We start from the raw sequence: 18,662 nt of genomic DNA, 5'->3' as shown, positions 1-18,662 counted from the left end.
TTTCCATGCTGTTCTCCCGTCGCTCATCCCGTCCGCGCGGCCTCGCCGCCCTCCTCCCGGGCCGTGCCCTGCTGGCCGCCCTGCTGCTGGCCCTGCTCGCCCCGCTGGCCCAGGCCGAAGACGGCAAACGCCTGCGCATCGGCATCACCCTGCATCCCTACTACAGCTACGTGAGCAACATCGTCGGCGACAAGGCCGAGGTGGTGCCGCTGATCCCCGCCGGTTTCAACCCGCATGCCTACGAGCCGCGCGCCGAGGACATCAAGCGCATCGGCACGCTCGACGTGGTGGTGCTCAACGGCGTCGGCCACGACGATTTCGCCGAGCGCATGATCGCCTCCAGCGAAAAGCCCGGCATCCCGGTGATCGAGGCGAACGCCAAGGTGCCGCTGCTGGCCGCCACCGGCATGGCCGCGCGCGGCGCCGGCAAGGTGGTCAACCCGCATACCTTCCTGTCCATCAGCGCCTCGATCACCCAGGTCAACACCATCGCCCGCGAACTGGGCAAGCTCGACCCGGCCAACGCCAAGGCCTACACCCGCAACGCCCGGGCCTACGCCAAGCGCCTGCGGGCCCTGCGCGCCGACGCCCTGGCGCGGCTGAACAAGGCCCCGGCCGCCGACTTCCGCGTCGCCACCATCCACGGCGCCTACGACTACCTGCTGCGCGAATTCGGCCTGGAAGTCACCGCCGTGGTCGAGCCGGCCCACGGCATCGAGCCGAGTCCGAGCCAGTTGAAGAAGACCATCGACCAGCTCAAGGCGCTGGACGTGAAGGTGATCTTCTCCGAGATCGACTTCCCCTCCACCTACGTCGAGACCATCCAGCGCGAGTCCGGGGTGAAGCTCTATTCGCTGTCGCACATTTCCTATGGCGACTACAGCGCCGGCAAGTACGAGGAAGAAATGGCGCGCAACCTCGACACCGTGGTCCGCGCCATCCAGGAGTCCGGCGCATGACCGTGGCCGAACGGCTTTGCGCCACGCCTTGCGGGCCGGCCATCGACTTCGCCGGGATCGACCTGAGCCTCGGCGGCAGCCGCATCCTCGATGGCGTGCGCCTGCGCGTCGAGGCCGGCAGCGTGCACGCGCTGGTCGGACCGAACGGCGGCGGCAAGAGTTCGCTGGTCAAGACCCTGCTCGGGCAGATGCCGCATCGCGGCGAGCTGCGCCTGGAGTGGCCCGGCGCGCCCGGCTGCATCGGCTACGTGCCGCAGGCGCTGGAGTTCGACCGCGGCCTGCCGCTCACCGTCGACGATTTCATGGCCGCCATGTGCCAGCGCCGTCCGGCCTTCCTCGGCCTGTCGCGCAGCCGGCGCCCGGCGATCGACGCGGCCCTGGAACGGGTCGGCATGCTGGCCAAGCGCGGTCGGCGCATGGGCGCCCTCTCCGGCGGCGAGCGCCAGCGCGTGCTGCTGGCCCAGGGCCTGGTACCGCCGCCGCAACTGCTGGTGCTGGACGAACCGATGTCGGCCCTCGACGAGGGCGGCATCCAGGTCTTCGAGCGGCTGCTGCTGGACTGGCGCCAGGCCGGCGTCACCGTGCTCTGGATCGAGCACGACCTGGAGGCCGTCGGCCGCCTCGCCGACCGGGTCAGCGGTCTCAACCGCCACCTGCTGTTCGACGGTCCGGCGGCCAGCAGCCTGACCCCGGAACGCCTGCTCACGCTGTTCTCCACCCAGCCCCGGAAGAACGCGGAGGCCAGCCGATGAACGACGCCTACGAACAACTGCGCCAGGCCGTCCAGGCCTGGGCCGCCGCCGGCTACCTGCCGGAGACCCTGGCCTACGGCTTCGTCGTCAACGCGCTCCTCGCCGGCCTGCTGATCGGCCCGGTGCTCGGCGGCCTCGGCACCCTGGTGGTGGTCAAGCGCTTCGCCTTCTTCTCCGAGGCGGTCGGCCACGCCGCGCTCACCGGCGTGGCCATCGGCATCCTCCTCGGCGAGCCCTACACCGGGCCCTACGGCAGCCTGTTCGGCTACTGCCTGCTGTTCGGCGTCCTGCTCAACTACCTGCGCAACCGCACCGGCCTGGCCCCGGACACCCTGATCGGGGTGTTCCTCTCGGTGTCCCTGGCGCTCGGCGCCAGCCTGCTGCTGGTGCTGGCGGGCAAGATCAACGTGCATATCCTCGAGAACGTGCTGTTCGGCTCGGTGCTGACCGTGAACGGCCATGACCTCGCGGTGCTGGCGGCGGTCGCCGTGCTGGTGCCGTGCCTGGCCCTGCCGCTGTACAACCGCATCATGCTGGCCAGCTTCAACCCGCAACTGGCGGCGGTGCGCGGGGTCGCGGTGAAGAGCCTGGACTACCTGTTCGTGGCCCTGGTGACCCTGGTCACCGTCGCCGCGGTGAAAGTGATCGGCGCGATCCTGGTCGGAGCCCTGCTGGTGATCCCGGCGGCGGCGGCGCGCCTGGTCAGCCAGTCGCTGAAAGGGTTCTTCTGGCTGGCGGTGCTGATCGCCACCGTCAGCACGCTGGCCGGTATCCTGTTGCCGATCATGTTCGACCTGCCGATTCCCTCCGGCGCCGCGATCATCCTGGTCGCCGGCCTGGCCTTCGGCCTCGCCGCCATCGCTCGCGGCTGCCTGCCGCACCTGAAAGGAACCCCCGGATGAACCTGAAACCCCATTGCCTCGCCCTGGCCCTGGCTTGCGCCGGACTCGCCGGCCCGCTCCCGGCCCTCGCCGCGACGCCGGCCGCGGCCCAGTCCGCGCCAGTCACGGTACTGGCCAGCCTGCCGGTCACCCACGCCCTCGCCGAACGCCTGCTGCGGGACACCGAGGTCAAACTGCAACGGGTCGCCCCGGCCAACCTGCCGGCCAGCCGCCAGGCCTCGTTCTTTGCTGGGCGCGGCGCCGGCGGCCTGGCCAAGGCCGCCGGGCAGGCCGACGCGGTGATCGACCTGCGCTCGATCTGGAGCGACGACCCGCTCTACCCGCTGGCCCGCCGTAGCAATATCCGTATCGTCGAGATCGACGCCGCGCGTCCGGTGGACGGCGCCCTGCCCGGCATCGCCCTGCGCCCCGGCAGCGACCTGCATGCCTACCCCTGGCTCAACCCGACCAACCTGGGGCGCATGGCCGATGTCCTTGCCAGCGACCTGGAACGCCTGGCGCCCGGCGCCGCAGCGACCATCCAGGCCAACCTGGCGACGCTGAAGAAGCAATTGCTGGAAGCGACCGCCAGTAACGAGACTCGCCTGGCGAAGGCCGACAACCTCAGCGTGATCAGCCTCTCCGAACGCCTCGGCTACCTGCTCGCCGGGCTCAACCTGGACCCGCTGGACGTGGAGATCCAGGCCGACGACGGCTGGACCGAGACCAATATCCAGGCTTTCGCCGAGGAGCTGAAGAGCGAGGATATCGCCCTGGTCCTGCACCATCGCCAGCCACCCAAGCCCCTCGCCGATGCCATCGCCGCCAGCGGCGCACGCCTGGTAGTGGTGGACACCGAGGCGGCGGACCCGGTGGCCGGCCTGGAAAGTGACATGAAAGCGATAGTCGAAGGGCTGCTGGCCGGTCAAGGCTGAGCCGCGCCTCGTAACGAAAAAGGCCGGGGAGCGATGCTCCCCGGCCTTTTTTTCGTCGACATCGGACCCGCCGCAGGGCCTATGGCGCCCTCGCGGGCATCAGCAGATCGCCGCCGACTCCACCGCCAACGCCGCGGCGCCCTGCCCCGCGCGCCAGGCCTCGACCTGGCGCTCGACGACCGCCAGCACCTCGGCCTCGCGCTGATGGATGAAGAAGTGCCCGCCGTCGAACAGTTCCAGTTCGAAACCGCTGCGGGTTTCCTCGGCCCAGGCCAGCAACTGTTCCTCGCTGGCCTTGTCCTCCCTGCCGCCAAGCGTTCGGATCGGACAGGCCAGCGGCGGGCGCCGCTGGTGACGATAGCTGCCGCAGAGCAGGAAATCGGCGCGCAGGATCGGCAGGGTCAGGCTCATCAGCTCGCGGTTGCCCAGCACCTCTTCCGGCGTACCTTGCAGGTCGCGCAGGTCGGCGATCAGCTCGGCGTCGCTCTTCGGTTCGGCGAAACCGCGGTCATACTCGGCGCGTCGCGACGGCGCCGCGGTGCCGCAGGCGAAGAACCCCAGCGGCGTCGGGCAACCCAGCTCGCGCAAGGCATACAGCACCTCGCAGGCGAGCAAGGCGCCGAGGCTGTGCCCGAGCATCGCGTAGGGGCCCTGGCGGACCTCGTCGTGCAGCTCGCGCGCCAGTTGCTGCGCCAGGCTCGCCAGGTCGGTCTGCAACGGCTCGGCCATCCGCGCCCCGCGCCCCGGCAACTCCACCGGACGCACCGCCAGCCAGGCCGGCAGCTTGCGCCGCCAGCGGCTGTAGGTCATGGCGCTGGCGCCGGAATACGGCAGGCAGAACAGCCGTACGGGCGTACCGCCCACTCAGCCGGCCGCCTTGTCCATGTGCTGGCGCAGGCTCAGCGGGCGCATGTCGGTCCAGACTTCCTCGATGTAGGCCAGGCAGTCCTTCTTCAGGCCGCTCTTGCCGGCCGCCCGCCAGCCCTGGGGAATCTCCTTGTATTCCGGCCAGATGGAATACTGCTCCTCATGGTTGACCACTACCTGGAACTGGATGTCGTCACGGTCGAACACTGAAGTCATTGCTTGCTCCTGATGGGATCGAACGGCCGCGCGCAGCACGGCCCTTGCGTTGGATAACGAAAAGCCCGGCGGGAAAATTAGCCGGCCAGCGCCGCGCCGAGGGCGCGGGCGAAACGCCGGGCCACCTCGTCGATCTGTTCGGCGCCGATGATCAGCGGCGGCAGGAAGCGCACCACGCTGCCGTGGCGGCCGCCCAGTTCGAGGATCAGGCCGCGCCTCAGGCACTCGCGCTGGACCCGCGAGGCCAGGGCGCCGTCGGTCGGCGGATGACCGAGGGCATCCGCCTCGCCCTGCGGGTCGACGATCTCGACCCCGAGCATCAGCCCCCGACCGCGGATATCGCCCAGTTGCGGATAGTCGCGCTGGAGGATGCGCAGGTGCTCGGCCAGGCGCTCGCCCATGGCCGCCGCGTGGGCCGCCAGGTCGTGTTCCTTCAGGTAGCGCATCACCGCCGAACCGGCGGCCATGGCCATCTGGTTGCCACGGAAGGTGCCGGCGTGGGCGCCGGGCTGCCATTTGTCCAGCCATTCGCGGTAGACCACCACCGCCAGCGGCAGGCTGCCGCCGATGGCCTTGGACAGCACCACCACGTCGGGGACGATGCCGGCGTGCTCGAAGGCGAACATCCTGCCGGTACGGGCGAAGCCGCTCTGGATCTCGTCGACGATCAGCGCCACCCCGGCCTGCTCGGTGATCCGCCGCAAGCCGCGCAGCCAGTCGAGATCGGCCGGGACCACGCCGCCCTCGCCCTGGACCACCTCGACGATCACCGCCGCCGGCAACTGCACGCCGCCTTCCGGATCGTTCAGCAGGTTCTCCAGGTAGTGCAGGTTCGCCTTGACCCCCGCCTCGCCGCCGAGACCGAACGGGCAACGGTAATCGTAGGGATACGGCAGGAACTGCACGCCCGTGCTGAGCACCGCGCCCAGCGGCTTCTTCGGTCCGAGATTGCCCATCAGCCCCAGCGCGCCCTGGCTCATGCCGTGGTAGCCGCCCTGGAACGACAGGATGGTGCTGCGCCCGGTGGCGGTGCGTACCAGTTTCAGCGCGGCTTCCACCGCGTCGGTGCCGGTCGGGCCGCAGAACTGGATCTTCGCCTCGGCGGCCAGCGCCGGCGGCAGCAGGCCGAACAGGTCCTGGACGAACTGGTCCTTCACCGGGGTGGTCAGGTCGAGGGTGTGCAGCGGCAGCTCGTCGGCCAGAACCTGGCGGATCGCCTCGATCACCACCGGATGGTTGTGCCCCAGCGCCAGGGTGCCGGCGCCGGCCAGGCAATCGATGAAGGTACGCCCCTCGACGTCCTCCACCAGCAGCCCCCTGGCCTTCTTCAGCGCCAGCGGAATCCGCCGCGGATAGCTGCGCGCGTTGGACTCCTGGCGGCTTTGCCGTTCCAGCAAGGGCGACTGGGAGAACTCGTAGAGCGTTTCGCCCTCCGCCGGGGTGGCGCGGAGCGGCTGGTCTTCGATGACGCTGGTGGCGACGTGCATGTCTTCAACCCTCAAGGCGTGGTGGTGTTCCACTGGCAACCGGCGATCCGGCCGCCAGGGGCGGCATTCGCGGATCGGATGCACAGGAGACGCAGGAGGGACGCACGGATTTACTGCGCCGGACCGCAGCACCGAGCCCAGACCGCCAGCTCCGGCCCGGACACCGTCGAGCGGGCCGCTAGTCGGCGCCCGCGGCGCTCACCCGCCAGATCGCATTGCCGACGTCGTCGGCGATCAGCAACGCGCCGTCGGCCGCCTGCGCCAACCCCACCGGCGCGCCGAACAACTGCTTCTCGTCCGCGGAGACGAACCCGGTCACCACCGGCTGCGGCGCACCGGCGGGCTTGCCGTCGGCGAACGGCACATGGACCACCTGGAAGCCGCTGACCGGCGAGCGGTTCCAACTGCCGTGCTCGCTGACGAAGGCGCCGTTGCGATAGCGCTCGGGCAACTCGTTGCCGGTGTAGAAGAACAGGCCCAGCGCGGCCACGTGGGAACCCAGCGCGTAGTCGGGGACGATGGCCTTCGCCACCAGGTCGGGACGCTGCGGCTTCACCCGCGAATCCAGGTGCTGGCCGAAGTAGCTGTAGGGCCAGCCGTAGAAGCCGCCCTCCCGTACCGAGGTCAGGTAGTCCGGGACCAGGTCGTTGCCGATCTCGTCGCGCTCGTTGACGATGGTCCACAGCTTGCCGGAGACCGGTTCCCACTGCAGGCCGGTCGGGTTGCGCAGGCCGGAGGCGTAGATGCGGCTGCCGCGGCTGGCGACGTCCACCTCGAGAATCGCCGCGCGACGGTATTCGATCGCCGCGCCGTTCTCGGTGATGTTGCTGTTCGAACCGACGCCCACGTAGAGCTTGCGCCCGTCGGGACTGGCGAGCAGCGCCTTGGTCCAGTGGTGGTTGATGGTGTCCGGCAGGTCGGTGAACTCCATCCCCGGGTCGGCGACCCGGGTTTCACCCGGCACGTAGCGGTAGCGCATGATGTTCCCGGTATTGGCGACATACAGGTAATCCCCCACCCGCTGCACGCCGAACGGCGAGTCCAGCCCTTCCAGGAACACGTACTTCTGCCACTGGCCTCCGGCGCCGGCTCGGCGCAGCAGGGTGATGCGGTTGCCGCCCTTGCCGGCCTTGCCGGACTTCCCCTTGACCATCCCCGCGATGAGTTGCTTCGGCGTGGTCACCGGCGCGGTGCCGGGCGAGTTGGCCTCCACCACCAGCACATCGCCGTTGGGCAAGACCAGCAACTGGCGAGGGTGTTGCAGGCCATCGGCGATCTTCTCGATCTTCAGGCCCTGGGCCACCGTCGGCTTGGCCTCTCCCGACCAGCCCACGCCTTCCGGTACCTTCATCGGCGGCAGAAGGAAGTGCTTCGGTTCCGGAAGCGCCGGATTGGCGCCGGTCTGCTGCTGCGGATCGTTCTGCGACCCCTGGTTGCAGCCGGCCAGGACCAGGCCGAGGGCAAGCGCGACGGGGCGCAGCGAGTGGAGGCTAGCCATGCGCCACCTCCTCCGCGGATACCGCCAGGAGCGCCTCTCCCAGCGCCAGCAGCAGCACCGTCGCGATCGACAGCCATAGCCCGGCCGGCATCACCGCATAGGCGTCGCGGCTGTGCACGAAGGCATTGAAGATGGCCAGGACGATGCCGGCGAACTTCAGCAAGGAGGAAACCCTGGCCGCCGCGACGACTGCCGCGCGCCGCAGCAGCCATACGCGGCACAGGTCGACGACGCAGGGCAGGATGGCGAACAGCAGGCCGAGACTGATCAGCCAGGCCGCGCTCTTGCCCCACATCACCTCCGCCGTGGCGAAATAGGTGGCGTCGAAGACCAGGGCGGCGACGAAGAAACCGAAGGGAACCGGGTTGAGGACGTTGTAGAAGGCGTCCAGCGGTCTGAAGCGTAGTGCGGTGGCCATTGCGAAACACTCCTCTCGGGAAACGCAGGCTTCCCGACGTGAAGGAACGGGCAGGAGATTCGAACCGCCGAGGCCCTGCGCAAGGCGCGGGCAGCGGGGAACGGCACGGCGAAACGGCGACTGGGGGGCTCGCGCCCCTTCTGCGACGGACCTGCGCGAAGCGCTGGAGTTCATCTGCAAGGACCTGTCGGAAGCGATAGGTACGCTGGCGATCCTTCCGATGGAACTTCGTGCGCCGCGACTCACCGAAACAGGGGTAGCGCCCTTCCCGGCCCTCCCGCCGGGTTGCCGCGCCGCCCCAGGCGCACCCCGCCGGCGACCGATCCGCGCCCGGCGTTTGCCGAAGAGGAGACAGCCGATGCCTGATCGAACCACTCTGCCCCGCGCCATGCTCGCAGCCTGGGTCCTGCTCCTGCTGGCGGCCTGCAGCCAGGGCCCGGCGCCTACCCCGCCCGCGTCCTGGGGTTGGCAGGACGCCAGCGGCGAACGCGCGATCGCCCCCGACGAAGCCTATCCCGAGCTGTTCCAGGCGGTGCAGGAAAGCCGGCTGTTCAGCGACCAGAAGCACTTCGTCGATGCGCTCCCGCTGCGCGAGCCTGCACGGATCCGCGCCGACTACCTGCGCGAGAGGGAGCGGCCCGGCTTCGACCTGCGCGCCTTCGTCGGCCGCAACTTCGAGGAGTCCGGCAGCGTCGAGACCGCCCCGCCGGAAGCGGGTGCCGATCTCGCCAGCCACATCAGCGACCTGTGGCCGGCGTTGACCCGCCACTACGAGCAGGTGCCGGCCCACAGCAGCCTGCTGCCGCTGCCGAAACCCTACGTGGTCCCCGGCGGACGCTTCCGCGAGGTGTACTACTGGGACTCCTACTTCACCATGCTCGGCCTTGCGGAGAGCGGGCAGCACCAGCGGGTGCGCGACATGCTCGACAACTTCGCCTACCTGATCGATACCTACGGGCACATTCCCAACGGTAACCGCAGCTACTACCTGAGCCGTTCGCAGCCGCCGTTCTTCGCCTACATGGTGGACCTCCAGGCAAGACGCGAAGGCGACGCCGCCTACCGGCGCTACCTGCCGCAGCTACAGAAGGAATACGCCTACTGGATGGAAGGCTCCGCCGGGCTGCGCCCCAACGAGGCGCGCCTGCACGTGGTGAAACTGGCCGACGGCAGCCTGCTGAACCGCTACTGGGACAACCGTGACACACCGCGCCAGGAGTCCTTCCTGGAGGACCGGGCGACCGCCGCGCGCGCCCCGCAGCGCCCCGCGGGCGAGGTCTATCGCGACCTGCGGGCCGGCGCGGAAAGCGGCTGGGACTTCTCCTCCCGCTGGCTGGACGACGGCCGCGAACTGGCCAGCATCCGCACCACCGCCATCGTCCCGGTGGACCTCAACGCCCTGCTCTACCATCTCGAACGAACCATCGCCAAGGCCTGCGCCAGCAGCGCGCTGAAGGCCTGCGAGCAAGGCTACGGCGCCCGCGCGGAGAAGCGACGACAGGCCATCGAAGATCACCTCTGGCACCCGGCGGGCTACTACGCCGACTACGACTGGCAACGCCGGCGGCCCATCGAGCGGATCAACGCCGCCAGCCTCTTCCCGCTATTCACCGGGCTGGCCTCCGCCGAACGCGCCGGTCGTACCGCCGACAGCGTCGCCGCCCAACTGCTGCGCCCGGGCGGACTGGCCACCACCACCCGTGCCAGCGGCCAGCAATGGGACGAGCCGAACGGCTGGGCACCCTTGCAGTGGGTCGCCGTACAGGGCCTGCGCGCCTACGGCCGGGACGCCCTGGCGGAAGACATCGGCCGGCGATTCCTCGCCCAGGTGCAGCAGGTCTACGACCGCGAAGGAAAGCTGGTGGAGAAATACGACATCAGCGGCAACCAGGGCGGCGGCGGCGGTGGCGAGTACCCGCTGCAGGACGGCTTCGGCTGGTCCAACGGCGTGACCCTGCAACTGCTCCGACTCTACGGCCCGGGCGCCGGTCGCTGAGCCTCAGCCCGGCTCCGGGTACTGGCGCTGCGCGGCGTCGGCGAAGCCTGCGGCGAGAAAGTCGATCAGCGCGCGGACCGAAGGCAACAGCCCGCGCCGCGAGGGGAACATTGCCACCACCATGCCTTCCACCGGCGTCCACTCCGGCAGCACCCGCACCAGCCGGCGCTCGGCCAGGTCGCGACTGACCACGCAGAGCGGCAGGCCGCCGATCCCGACGCCCTCCAGCACCGCCTGGCGCAAGGTGCCGAGGTCGTCGCTGAGCAGTTGCGGGCGCAGGTTGAGGGTCGCGCTGCTGCCATCCGCGCCGACCAGCCGCAGGCTGCCGTCCAGGCGCGAACGCTCCCAGCCGACGTAGGGCATCGCCGACAGGTCGGCCGGCAGCTCCGGCGGGCGGTAGCGGGCCAGCAGCTCCGGGCTGGCCACCAGCACCTGCGGGCTGCGTGCCAGCACCTTCATCACCAGGTCGCTGTCCTCCAGCGGCGGGAAACGCAGCGACAGCGAGATGTCGTAGCCTTCGGCGATCACGTCGACCCGGCGATTGAAGGTCTTCACGTACAGCTCGACGTTCGGATACTGCGCCATGAAGCGCGCCAGCATCGGCGCCAGTTCGAAGTGCAGCAGCGGCGTCGAGCAGGTCAGGCGGACCATTCCGCACGGCTCCGAGCGGTTCTGTTCGATGACGTCCTCGGCAGCCTCCGCTTCCACCGTCATCGCCACGCAATGACGGTAGTAGGCCTGGCCGATCTCGGTCACCTGGAATTGCCGCGTCGAGCGCTGCACCAGGCGTACGCCCAGGCGCGCCTCGAGCTGCGCGACCTTGCGGCTGATGGTCGACTTGGGAATCCCCAGCACCCGCCCGGCGGGGGCGAAGCCACCGTGCTCGACCACCTTGGCATAGATGAAAAGCGCGTTCAGATCGAACACCAGCTCACCACTCATCGTTCCACCTGCGAGACTCTGAGACTTGATTTGCGGACTACCGGTTCCCACTCCCGGGAACTAGCGTATCGCTCCATCGACTCAATCGAGGAGCACCGACGTGAAAAAGGTCCTGGGAATCTACGGCAACGCCAACCGCCACTGGGTGGGCGACGGATTCCCCGTTCGTTCGCTCTTTTCCTACAACACACTGGGCCAGCATATCAGCCCGTTCCTCTTGCTGGACTACGCCGGGCCTGCTGATTTCCCCCCCGCACAGCAGCGCCGCGGCGTAGGCCAGCATCCTCATCGCGGCTTCGAGACGGTGACCATCGTCTACCAGGGCGAGGTCGAGCACCACGACTCCACCGGCGCCGGCGGACGCATAGGGCCGGGGGATGTGCAGTGGATGACGGCGGCCTCCGGGATCCTCCACGAGGAGTACCACTCGGAACGCTTCCGTAGCACAGGTGGAACGCTGGAAATGGTCCAGCTATGGGTCAACCTGCCCTCCAGCGACAAGATGAACCCGCCGCGCTACCAGACCCTGCTGGATGCCGACATTCCCCGCGTCGGCCTGCCCGACAGGGCCGGCGAACTGCGGGTGATCGCCGGACGCTACGGCCGCCACCAGGGGCCGGCGCTGACCCACTCGCCGCTGGCGGTCTGGGACGTGCAGCTGAAGGCCGGCAAGCACCTCGCCCTCGACCTGCCCAAGGGACATACCTGCGCCGTGGTGGTCCTGCGCGGCACCCTCGCGGTCGGCGACGAGATCGTTCGCGAAGCCCAGGTCGCCCTGCTCGACCGCGACGACCCGCGGCTGGAACTGGAAGCCAACAACGACGTGCAGTTGCTGGTGCTCAGCGGCGAGCCGCTGGACGAGCCGATCATCGGCTATGGCCCCTTCGTGATGAGCAGCCGCGAGGAAATCGACCAGGCCATCGAGGACTTCGAGAACGGGCGCTTCATCCGCGCCCACTGAAGTCCGCCCCCCTACGACATGGCCCGCGCAGGAAGCGCGGGCCCGGCCGGGCTTTGCCCGAAATTCACGGACGACCACCCTGCAAGAGGAAATGGAAATGAGCGCTCCCGCCAACTTCAACGGCCAGACCCCGAAGATCGATCCGGCCAACGCCGCCATGTTGCTGATCGACCACCAGAGCGGCCTGTTCCAGACGGTCAAGGACATGCCGATGACCGAACTGCGCGCCAACGCCACCACCCTGGCCAAGGTCGCCACCCTGGCGAAGATCCCGGTGATCACCACCGCCTCGGTACCGCAGGGCCCCAACGGCCCGCTGATCCCGGAGATCCACGAGGCCGCGCCGCACGCCCAGTACGTCGCGCGCAAGGGTGAGATCAATGCCTGGGACAACCCGGAATTCGTCGCCGCGGTGAAGGCCACCGGCAAGAAGCAACTGATCATCGCCGGCACCATCACCAGCGTGTGCATGGCCTTCCCCAGCATCGCCGCGGTACACGACGGCTATCAGGTGTTCGCGGTGATCGACGCCTCCGGCACCTACTCCAAGATGGCCCAGGAAATCACCCTGGCACGGGTGGTCCAGGCCGGCGTGGTGCCGATGGACACCGCCGCGGTCTGCTCGGAAATCCAGCGCACCTGGAACCGCGACGACGCCGTGCAGTTCGCCGAAGCCTACAGCGCGGTATTCCCGCACTACCAACTGCTGATCGAGAGCTACGCCAAGGCCCAGGCCGTGGTCAACAACCACGAGCAACTGGATTCGCAGCGCAAGTGATCCATGGGAAGGAAGGGGCTGCACGCCCCTTCTTTTGCCGAGCAGGAGCCTGGTGGACAGCAACGACTACGGACCGGACCCATGCCTGATTCCTCCATGAAGCGCGGGGCTACGCTCTGCCTTGCCCTTGCCATAGGTCCGGGCTCGACCCTCGCCGACGACTCCCTGGGCCATCGCGACAACATCAGCACCGGCCTGAACCAGCGGCAGAAAGCCGAAATGAAGGTGCCGCCGGGCTTCGTCGAAGGCTCGACGCTGAACGGTTTCATCCGCAACTACTATTTCGCCCGCGACAACCACGACACCCCGTCCCGCCGCGACCAGCGCGAATGGGCCCAGGGCCTGATGCTGTCGTTCCGCTCCGGCTATACCGACACGCCGATAGGCATCGGCCTGGATGCACACGCCTTCTACGGCCTGCGCCTGGACGGCGGGGGTGGCAGCGGCGGCGCCGGCGTGCTGCCGCTGGACTCCGCCGGTCGCCCCGCCGACAGCTTCTCGGCGGCCGGCGCGGCCCTCAAGCTGCGCGGCCTGGACAGCCTGCTGAAGATCGGCGACCAGTTGCTGGAGAACCCGGTGATCGCCAGCGGCGTCAGTCGCATGGTGCCGCAGAGCTACCGTGGCGTGACCCTGAAGAACTACCATTTCCGCGCGCTCGAACTGGACGCCGGCTTCGTCGAAGCCACCCGCCTGCGCAACCAGAGCGGCCACAGTCATCTCACCAGCGGCTACGGCAACGGCACCAAGGGCGGTATCGCCGCCGATCGCGAAAGCCCGCACATCGCCTGGCTGGGCGCCAGCTACAGCGCCCCCGGCGGCAGCCAGGCGACGCTCTACAGCGGCCGCCTGGAGGATATCTGGAACCAGCACTACCTCGGCCTCAGCCAGCCGTGGCGGCTTTCCAGCCAATTGACCCTGACGCCCTGGCTGCATTACTACAAGACCCGCGACCAGGGCCGCAGCCAGCTCGGCCGGATCGACAACGACCTCTACAACGCCGGCCTGACCCTGGCCGGCGGCGGCCAGTCGCTGAGCCTCAGCCTGCAAAAGGTCGATGGCGACACCCCGTTCGACTTCATCGCGCAGAACGACCGGACCTTCCTCTACGAAAGCAACGCCATGCAGTACGCCGACTTCAACGGCCCCGGCGAGCGCTCGTGGAAGATTCAGTACCAGGCCAGCCTGGCCTTCCTCGCCGCCCCGGACTGGCAATTCGGCGCCGCCTACGGCCGTGGCCAGGCCGACCTGACCCGGGTCGACCCGGACAGCGCGGGCTATGGCTACCTCTACAACCCCAATGGCAAGAACGCCCAGCACTGGGAACGCGACCTGTCGCTGCGCTACGCCTTCCCCGCCGGCCCGGCCAAGGGCCTCAGCGTGACCCTGCGCTGGGCCACCCACCGCCCCGGCGAAGGCTACACCGCCCCCGGCAACACCCGCGGCAACTCCAGCTCCGACGAATACCGGGTGGTGGTCGACTACCCGATCAGGTTGCTCTGAACCCACGGAACCAGAAAAAGAGAAATCCCCTCATGCGTGCAGCCCTGCTACCCACCTTCGGCGCCCTCTCCGCCGCACTCTGCCTGGAGGCCCGCGCCGACGCCGTCGCGCTGCCGCCGCTGGCGCTCGGCAACGCCAGCTTCATGGACGGCGTCAGCCGTCCCGGCATGCTCTTCGAACTGCCCCTGCAATACGTTCGGGCAAACAACGCCAGCGACGCCGGCGGGCATTCGGTTCCCGGTCGGCAACGGGTTCGTGGCACCACGCTGTTGCCGCACTTCGCCTACCTCAGCCAGAACACCCTGCTCGGCGCCCACTACGGCGCCGAAGTGCTGCTGCCGCTGGTACGCCTGGACCTCGATATCGACGGCGGCCCGGACGGCCGGCGCACCCGCCAGGGCGACCTGATCGTCAGTCCGCTGATGCTGCAATGGGGGCCCGCTACGCTGTTCGGCCGCCCCTACTGGCAGCGCCTGAACTTCGTCTTCTCCCTGCCCACCGGCGACTACGACAAGGACGCCGCGATCAACACCGGCAGCAACACCTGGATCTTCAACCCGCACTACGCCTTCACCTGGGAACTGGGCGAGCGCCTGGAACTCAGCGGCCGCCTGCACTACGCCTGGATCAGCCGCAACGACGACCCCTCGCCGCGCCTGGGCGCAAACGACGTACAGCCGGGACAGGCGCTGCACGCGAACTTCTCGATCTCCTACGCGCTGGACCCGCACTGGCGGATCGGCCTGGCCGGCTACCAGTTGAAACAGATCAGCGCCGACCGCATCGACGACCACCGGCAGGCCGACTCGCGCGAGCAGGTCTTCGGCATAGGCCCGGGGGTGATGTACAGCCAGGGCAGGCAAACGCTGTTCGCCAACCTCTACGCCGAAAGCGGCGCGCGCAACCGCAGCGAAGGCAGCCAACTGACCCTGCGCTACCTGCTGGCGTTCTGAATCGGCGGATAACGCCCTGGAAACGCCGACACCTCCCCAGCTCCGTAGGGCGAATAACCGCTCGCGGTTATCCGCCGCTTATCCGGGGTGTCGGCGGATACCGCCTGTGGCGGTATTCGCCCTACAGGCCCTGGAAACGCCGAACAGCACCCCAACTCCGTAGGGCGAATAACCGCTCGCGGTTATCCGCCGCTTATCCGCGACATCGGCGGATAACGCCCATGGCGTTATTCGTATATGGACTCCTCCCGGTTTGCCAGTGTTTGTCTTGATTTCAAACCTGTGTACGACTGCATCCGTATATCCGGCTTCATGGAGTGGTGTTGCAACTCCCGAGCCCTGATGAAATGCGCGCCTACATACCTGATCGCCCTAACGGCTTTGCTTCACTGCAGCAGGGAGCCCACGTATAAACCAGGTTTCATGCAGGCCGGTTCGACCGGTTCGTCATCATTGTCATTCACTGAGCAATCGTGGTGGATGTTTCAACTACGGTGTGGCAGGAACGCTCAACCGGGCCGGTAGCATGTCTCCCGGCTGAGTAAGGCCCAAAGGATCCGGGCATTCTTGTTGGCCAGGGCAACGGCGACGACATTGGCAGGACGCCGTTGCAGCAGACCTTGCAGCCAGCGGCTGCGGGCATCGGTCTTGTTGGCGCAACAGCGCACGACTGCACGGGCGCCATGGATGAGCAAGGTCCGCAAGTAGGTATCGCCGCGCTTGCTGATGTTGCCCAAGCGCTGCTGCCCGCCCGTGGAGTGCTGCCGTGGCACCAGGCCCAGCCAGGCCGCAAACTGGCGGCCCGTGCGGAATTGCCGTGCATCACCGGCGGATGCCGCCACGGCGCTGGCGCTGATCGGGCCGATGCCATCCACCGCCAGCAGGCGCTGGATGCGGGCATCGCCACGTACGTGAGCCTGAATCTGTCGCTCCAGTCGAGCGATGCGCGCCTCCAGCGTCTGCAATTCATCTTTCAATTCACGCAACAGCTCGCCCATCGGGGCCGGCAAGGGCGCCGGTTCGGTAGCCGTGACCGTTTCGAGCAAGGCCATCGTCGCCGCTCGCCCACGTCGCGTCGCGATCAGCCCGAACTCACCCAGCAAGCCACGCACCTCATTGCACAACGCCGTGCGGGCCCGCACTAGACGACTGCGCACCCGATGCACCGACTGCACGGCCTGCTGCTCTGCGCTCTTCACCGGGACATAGCGCATGCTCGGACGACTGGCGGCTTCGCAGATCGCCTCGGCGTCGTGTGCATCGTGCTTGTCACCCTTGACGTAGGGTTTGACGAACTGCGGTGCGATCAGGCGTACCGTGTGGCCCAGCTCCCGCAACTCGCGCGCCCAGTAGTGCGCACTGCCGCAGGCCTCCATCGCCACCAGGCACGGCGGCAGTTGGCGAAAGAAATCCCGCACCTGTGCCCGCTTGAGTTGGCGACGACATACCACATGCTCGTGACGATCAACGCCGTGCACCTGGAATACTTGTTTTGCCAGATCCAGACCAATGCGACTAAGGTTCATGCTGACTCCCCCTCCGGGACTTGTGGCTGCACCATTAGTCTGGCGCTTGACGCCGTAGGAGGGAGGAGTCCATTTCATTGCCCTACGCACCCCGGAAACGCCGGACAGCGTCCCAACTCCGTAGGGCGAATAACCGCTCGCGGTTATCCGCCGCTTATCCGGGGTATCGGCGGATACCGCCTGTGGCGGTATTCGCCCTACAGGCCCTGGAAACGCCGGACAGCTCCCCCGGACATTTCCGCAGGCTCTCTCAGAAGCCCGGGAATTGGATAAAAACCCAGTAGGAGGATGATGGAGGGGCCGGCAAATCCATCCCGCAGGGACAGGACCGAACGGCACTGCCCTCTATTTTCTGAGGGCAAAAAAGACGCGGGCCGCAGGTGCGGGAACACCTACGACCCGCTAACCACAAACCAGCTTATAAAGGAGCTGACCCATGGCTAAGCCGAATGATACGTCCAACCCCGAGGTAACAGAATCGTCCCCCCGCTTCGTCCCGCTGCTACCCACCTCCCAGGCCGACATGTGTCCGCGTAGCGCCACCCTGTACGTGGACACCCATGCACTCCCCACGCACTTGTTCGACAACGCGAAAGTGCGCCTGAGGTCGGCAATCAACATCCTGGCCATGACCCGTTTGCTCGATGAGAAAGAAGAGCCCGGCGGCACCCTGGCCTACATCAACGGTGCGTTGCTGTCGCTGCTCAGCGATGCCTTGTCCGAAATCGAGGCGGGCCACCCGAGCCTGTAGCGCCGCTCCCCGGCGCGACGCCCCCGGCCTGGCCGGGGGCTTTGTGGCATCGCCCATCACAGGACCTTTCGCGCCCGAACGGCACGCTTGATCGCCGTCCCGGTCCTCGCGAAACGGCCGCCAATTGCCCGAAGCTTCCGACCCTTTTTTCGGACGATTTCTTACGCCCCTATAAATCAGCAAGTTACGAGACCTCGAAAAAAGAGGTTTTCTGGCAGGGAAAAACCCGCCGCTCCTGTTTTCCGCCAAATGGCTATAGGTTTTCCGGGCCAGCCCAGTGCCACGCAGGTAACCAGGAAATGCTCAGGGAACAGGTTCGGCTGCGAGCAGTTCACCGCCATATAGACAGTGGACAAGAGCCTACCCTCATAGGCCTAGCTGTTCAGCGGGCTTGTGCCATCGGAGACTTCGTACAAGGCTTAGCCATTGCCGTCCTACAGGCGCTGTCAGTAGGCTTTTTTCGCCGGCGACTTCGGTTCCCGGCAGGCCACAGCCTGCTGGCCCAACACCCACGAGCGGCCTGTCTCCCTGCCGCGCCGGCAGAAGCCAGGCAGCGGACAGCTCAGAGAAGGATTTCTCCTATGCACGGCCATACCCAGCTTGCCCCGCACTACTTCTTCCGACAGCAGCGATTGCTGCGCGCGCTGCTGATCGACGACCAGGCCTGGTTCGTCCTCGACGACTTCGCCCGGCTCATCGAACACAGCCAGCCCGAACAGATGCTCGCCCGCCTGGACGACGACCAGGCGCGCCGGGAGTCGTTGCGTTCCGAACGTGGCGAAGACCAGGCGCAGTGGCTGATCAGCGAGTCCGGCGCGTATGCCGCGCTGATCTACCAGCAGCGCGGCGATGGCGGCGAATTGCGCCGCTGGCTCAGCGGCGAGGTGGTGCCGGAGTTGCGCAGCGCCACCGACGACAGCGGCATGCCGCGCTACGTCAAGTTGCGCTGGGAGCGCCAGGTGGTGCACATGCTCGACTGGCAGGGCAAGCTCTGGGTGAATTTCAGCGAGATGCCCGACCTCCTCGAACGCCAGGGCGAGCCCATGGTGCAACTGGGTTGGCGACGCTGGTTGCGCAAGTTGCGGCCGCTCTAGGCGCCGCTCTGGCGTCGTGTTGGGCGGGGCCTGTCAGATCTGCCAGCTTAAGCGGCGCGGCGCCATCCATTAACAATAGAGCAACGACTCGGGCCTAGCCTCTCCTTTCCCACGGACAGCACGAAACCGCTGGCATGAAGATAACGCG

At 67.7% G+C, this 18,662-nt stretch carries 18 protein-coding genes; 11 read left to right on the top strand and 7 right to left on the bottom strand.

The features are described from left to right. Positions 1 to 5: 5 nt before the first annotated feature. The 4 genes from ACYAF3_RS24555 to ACYAF3_RS24540 are packed head-to-tail and all read left to right on the top strand — an operon-like array spanning position 6 to position 3,527. Positions 6 to 959, top strand: a complete 954-nt coding sequence (locus ACYAF3_RS24555) for a metal ABC transporter substrate-binding protein (protein WP_003113055.1) — start codon at positions 6 to 8, stop codon at positions 957 to 959. Then, positions 956 to 1,711, top strand: a complete 756-nt coding sequence (locus tag ACYAF3_RS24550) for a metal ABC transporter ATP-binding protein (RefSeq protein WP_003116923.1) — start codon at positions 956 to 958, stop codon at positions 1,709 to 1,711. The genes ACYAF3_RS24555 and ACYAF3_RS24550 overlap by 4 nt, the downstream gene beginning before the upstream one ends. Then, on the top strand, positions 1,708 to 2,613 hold the full coding sequence (locus ACYAF3_RS24545) for a metal ABC transporter permease (RefSeq protein WP_003106903.1): 906 nt from the start codon (positions 1,708 to 1,710) through the stop codon (positions 2,611 to 2,613). Before ACYAF3_RS24550 ends, ACYAF3_RS24545 begins: the two co-directional genes overlap by 4 nt. Further along, positions 2,610 to 3,527, top strand: coding sequence for a metal ABC transporter solute-binding protein, Zn/Mn family (locus ACYAF3_RS24540; RefSeq protein WP_003116922.1), 918 nt, complete (start codon positions 2,610 to 2,612; stop codon positions 3,525 to 3,527). Before ACYAF3_RS24545 ends, ACYAF3_RS24540 begins: the two co-directional genes overlap by 4 nt. Before the next feature lie 99 nt (positions 3,528 to 3,626). Here ACYAF3_RS24540 and ACYAF3_RS24535 read toward each other — a convergent pair whose 3' ends face one another. The 5 genes from ACYAF3_RS24535 to ACYAF3_RS24515 all read right to left on the bottom strand — a co-directional run bounded on the left by ACYAF3_RS24535 (position 3,627) and on the right by ACYAF3_RS24515 (position 8,013). Further along, positions 3,627 to 4,391, bottom strand: a complete 765-nt coding sequence (locus ACYAF3_RS24535) for a thioesterase II family protein (protein ID WP_003105945.1) — start codon at positions 4,389 to 4,391, stop codon at positions 3,627 to 3,629. Continuing rightward, positions 4,392 to 4,610 carry an MbtH family protein gene (locus tag ACYAF3_RS24530; RefSeq protein ID WP_003089636.1) on the bottom strand — a complete coding sequence of 73 codons (219 nt, stop codon included), beginning with the start codon at positions 4,608 to 4,610 and terminating at the stop codon, positions 4,392 to 4,394. A 77-nt stretch (positions 4,611 to 4,687) separates the two neighbouring features. Further along, positions 4,688 to 6,097 (bottom strand): aspartate aminotransferase family protein, encoded by a 1,410-nt coding sequence (locus ACYAF3_RS24525; RefSeq protein WP_003089638.1) that lies wholly within the window; start codon positions 6,095 to 6,097, stop codon positions 4,688 to 4,690. Between the two features lie 178 nt (positions 6,098 to 6,275). Further along, positions 6,276 to 7,595 carry a PQQ-dependent sugar dehydrogenase gene (locus tag ACYAF3_RS24520; RefSeq protein WP_023091741.1) on the bottom strand — a complete coding sequence of 440 codons (1,320 nt, stop codon included), beginning with the start codon at positions 7,593 to 7,595 and terminating at the stop codon, positions 6,276 to 6,278. Further along, positions 7,588 to 8,013: a DUF2231 domain-containing protein gene (locus ACYAF3_RS24515; protein WP_003111287.1), complete on the bottom strand. Its 426-nt coding sequence runs from the start codon at positions 8,011 to 8,013 to the stop codon at positions 7,588 to 7,590. The genes ACYAF3_RS24520 and ACYAF3_RS24515 overlap by 8 nt, the downstream gene beginning before the upstream one ends. Before the next feature lie 358 nt (positions 8,014 to 8,371). On the opposite strand from ACYAF3_RS24515, the gene treA reads away from it, so the two are divergent. After that, positions 8,372 to 10,009 carry an alpha,alpha-trehalase TreA gene (gene treA / locus ACYAF3_RS24510; protein ID WP_121377875.1) on the top strand — a complete coding sequence of 546 codons (1,638 nt, stop codon included), beginning with the start codon at positions 8,372 to 8,374 and terminating at the stop codon, positions 10,007 to 10,009. Positions 10,010 to 10,012: 3 nt separating this feature from the next. On the opposite strand, the gene ACYAF3_RS24505 is transcribed toward treA, so the two are convergent. Continuing rightward, the gene (locus tag ACYAF3_RS24505; protein ID WP_003162909.1) at positions 10,013 to 10,951 is read right to left on the bottom strand and encodes a LysR substrate-binding domain-containing protein; all 939 of its coding nucleotides are present in this window, start codon (positions 10,949 to 10,951) and stop codon (positions 10,013 to 10,015) included. Between the two features lie 100 nt (positions 10,952 to 11,051). Between ACYAF3_RS24505 and ACYAF3_RS24500 the strand changes: the two genes are divergently transcribed. The 4 genes from ACYAF3_RS24500 to ACYAF3_RS24485 all read left to right on the top strand — a co-directional run bounded on the left by ACYAF3_RS24500 (position 11,052) and on the right by ACYAF3_RS24485 (position 15,143). Continuing rightward, entirely contained in the window at positions 11,052 to 11,912 is an 861-nt protein-coding gene (locus ACYAF3_RS24500) for a pirin family protein (protein WP_003089646.1), read from the top strand. 97 nt (positions 11,913 to 12,009) lie between these two features. Then, positions 12,010 to 12,690, top strand: a complete 681-nt coding sequence (locus ACYAF3_RS24495) for a hydrolase (protein ID WP_003111283.1) — start codon at positions 12,010 to 12,012, stop codon at positions 12,688 to 12,690. An 81-nt stretch (positions 12,691 to 12,771) separates the two neighbouring features. After that, positions 12,772 to 14,190 carry an OprD family porin gene (locus ACYAF3_RS24490; RefSeq protein ID WP_003122368.1) on the top strand — a complete coding sequence of 473 codons (1,419 nt, stop codon included), beginning with the start codon at positions 12,772 to 12,774 and terminating at the stop codon, positions 14,188 to 14,190. Between the two features lie 32 nt (positions 14,191 to 14,222). Beyond that, entirely contained in the window at positions 14,223 to 15,143 is a 921-nt protein-coding gene (locus ACYAF3_RS24485; RefSeq protein WP_023130644.1) for a SphA family protein, read from the top strand. Between the two features lie 509 nt (positions 15,144 to 15,652). On the opposite strand, the gene ACYAF3_RS24480 is transcribed toward ACYAF3_RS24485, so the two are convergent. After that, positions 15,653 to 16,669: an IS110-like element ISPa11 family transposase gene (locus tag ACYAF3_RS24480; protein ID WP_128570011.1), complete on the bottom strand. Its 1,017-nt coding sequence runs from the start codon at positions 16,667 to 16,669 to the stop codon at positions 15,653 to 15,655. A 436-nt stretch (positions 16,670 to 17,105) separates the two neighbouring features. Here ACYAF3_RS24480 and ACYAF3_RS24475 point away from each other — a divergent pair, with 436 nt between their 5' ends. Further along, a complete protein-coding gene (locus ACYAF3_RS24475; RefSeq protein ID WP_003113065.1) occupies positions 17,106 to 17,420 on the top strand; it encodes a hypothetical protein in 315 nt (104 codons plus the stop codon). Positions 17,421 to 18,001: 581 nt separating this feature from the next. Further along, the gene (locus ACYAF3_RS24470; protein WP_003089651.1) at positions 18,002 to 18,514 is read left to right on the top strand and encodes a BRO-N domain-containing protein; all 513 of its coding nucleotides are present in this window, start codon (positions 18,002 to 18,004) and stop codon (positions 18,512 to 18,514) included. The last annotated feature ends 148 nt before the right edge of the window (positions 18,515 to 18,662 follow it).

Source organism: Pseudomonas sp. TZ252, from assembly GCF_056110345.1.
This window is presented reverse-complemented; position numbering and strand designations above follow the sequence as displayed.

Excerpts from the sequence above, each read along its gene's own strand:
- ACYAF3_RS24555 (WP_003113055.1), top strand. The coding sequence starts at position 6 with ATGCTGTTCTCCCGTCGCTCATCCCGTCCGCGCGGCCTCGCCGCCCTC.
- ACYAF3_RS24550 (WP_003116923.1), top strand. The coding sequence starts at position 956 with ATGACCGTGGCCGAACGGCTTTGCGCCACGCCTTGCGGGCCGGCCATC.
- ACYAF3_RS24545 (WP_003106903.1), top strand. The coding sequence starts at position 1,708 with ATGAACGACGCCTACGAACAACTGCGCCAGGCCGTCCAGGCCTGGGCC.
- ACYAF3_RS24540 (WP_003116922.1), top strand. The coding sequence starts at position 2,610 with ATGAACCTGAAACCCCATTGCCTCGCCCTGGCCCTGGCTTGCGCCGGA.
- ACYAF3_RS24530 (WP_003089636.1), bottom strand. The coding sequence starts at position 4,610 with ATGACTTCAGTGTTCGACCGTGACGACATCCAGTTCCAGGTAGTGGTC.
- ACYAF3_RS24525 (WP_003089638.1), bottom strand. The coding sequence starts at position 6,097 with ATGCACGTCGCCACCAGCGTCATCGAAGACCAGCCGCTCCGCGCCACC.
- ACYAF3_RS24520 (WP_023091741.1), bottom strand. The coding sequence starts at position 7,595 with ATGGCTAGCCTCCACTCGCTGCGCCCCGTCGCGCTTGCCCTCGGCCTG.
- ACYAF3_RS24515 (WP_003111287.1), bottom strand. The coding sequence starts at position 8,013 with ATGGCCACCGCACTACGCTTCAGACCGCTGGACGCCTTCTACAACGTC.
- treA (WP_121377875.1), top strand. The coding sequence starts at position 8,372 with ATGCCTGATCGAACCACTCTGCCCCGCGCCATGCTCGCAGCCTGGGTC.
- ACYAF3_RS24505 (WP_003162909.1), bottom strand. The coding sequence starts at position 10,951 with ATGAGTGGTGAGCTGGTGTTCGATCTGAACGCGCTTTTCATCTATGCC.
- ACYAF3_RS24495 (WP_003111283.1), top strand. The coding sequence starts at position 12,010 with ATGAGCGCTCCCGCCAACTTCAACGGCCAGACCCCGAAGATCGATCCG.
- ACYAF3_RS24490 (WP_003122368.1), top strand. The coding sequence starts at position 12,772 with ATGCCTGATTCCTCCATGAAGCGCGGGGCTACGCTCTGCCTTGCCCTT.
- ACYAF3_RS24485 (WP_023130644.1), top strand. The coding sequence starts at position 14,223 with ATGCGTGCAGCCCTGCTACCCACCTTCGGCGCCCTCTCCGCCGCACTC.
- ACYAF3_RS24480 (WP_128570011.1), bottom strand. The coding sequence starts at position 16,669 with ATGAACCTTAGTCGCATTGGTCTGGATCTGGCAAAACAAGTATTCCAG.
- ACYAF3_RS24475 (WP_003113065.1), top strand. The coding sequence starts at position 17,106 with ATGGCTAAGCCGAATGATACGTCCAACCCCGAGGTAACAGAATCGTCC.
- ACYAF3_RS24470 (WP_003089651.1), top strand. The coding sequence starts at position 18,002 with ATGCACGGCCATACCCAGCTTGCCCCGCACTACTTCTTCCGACAGCAG.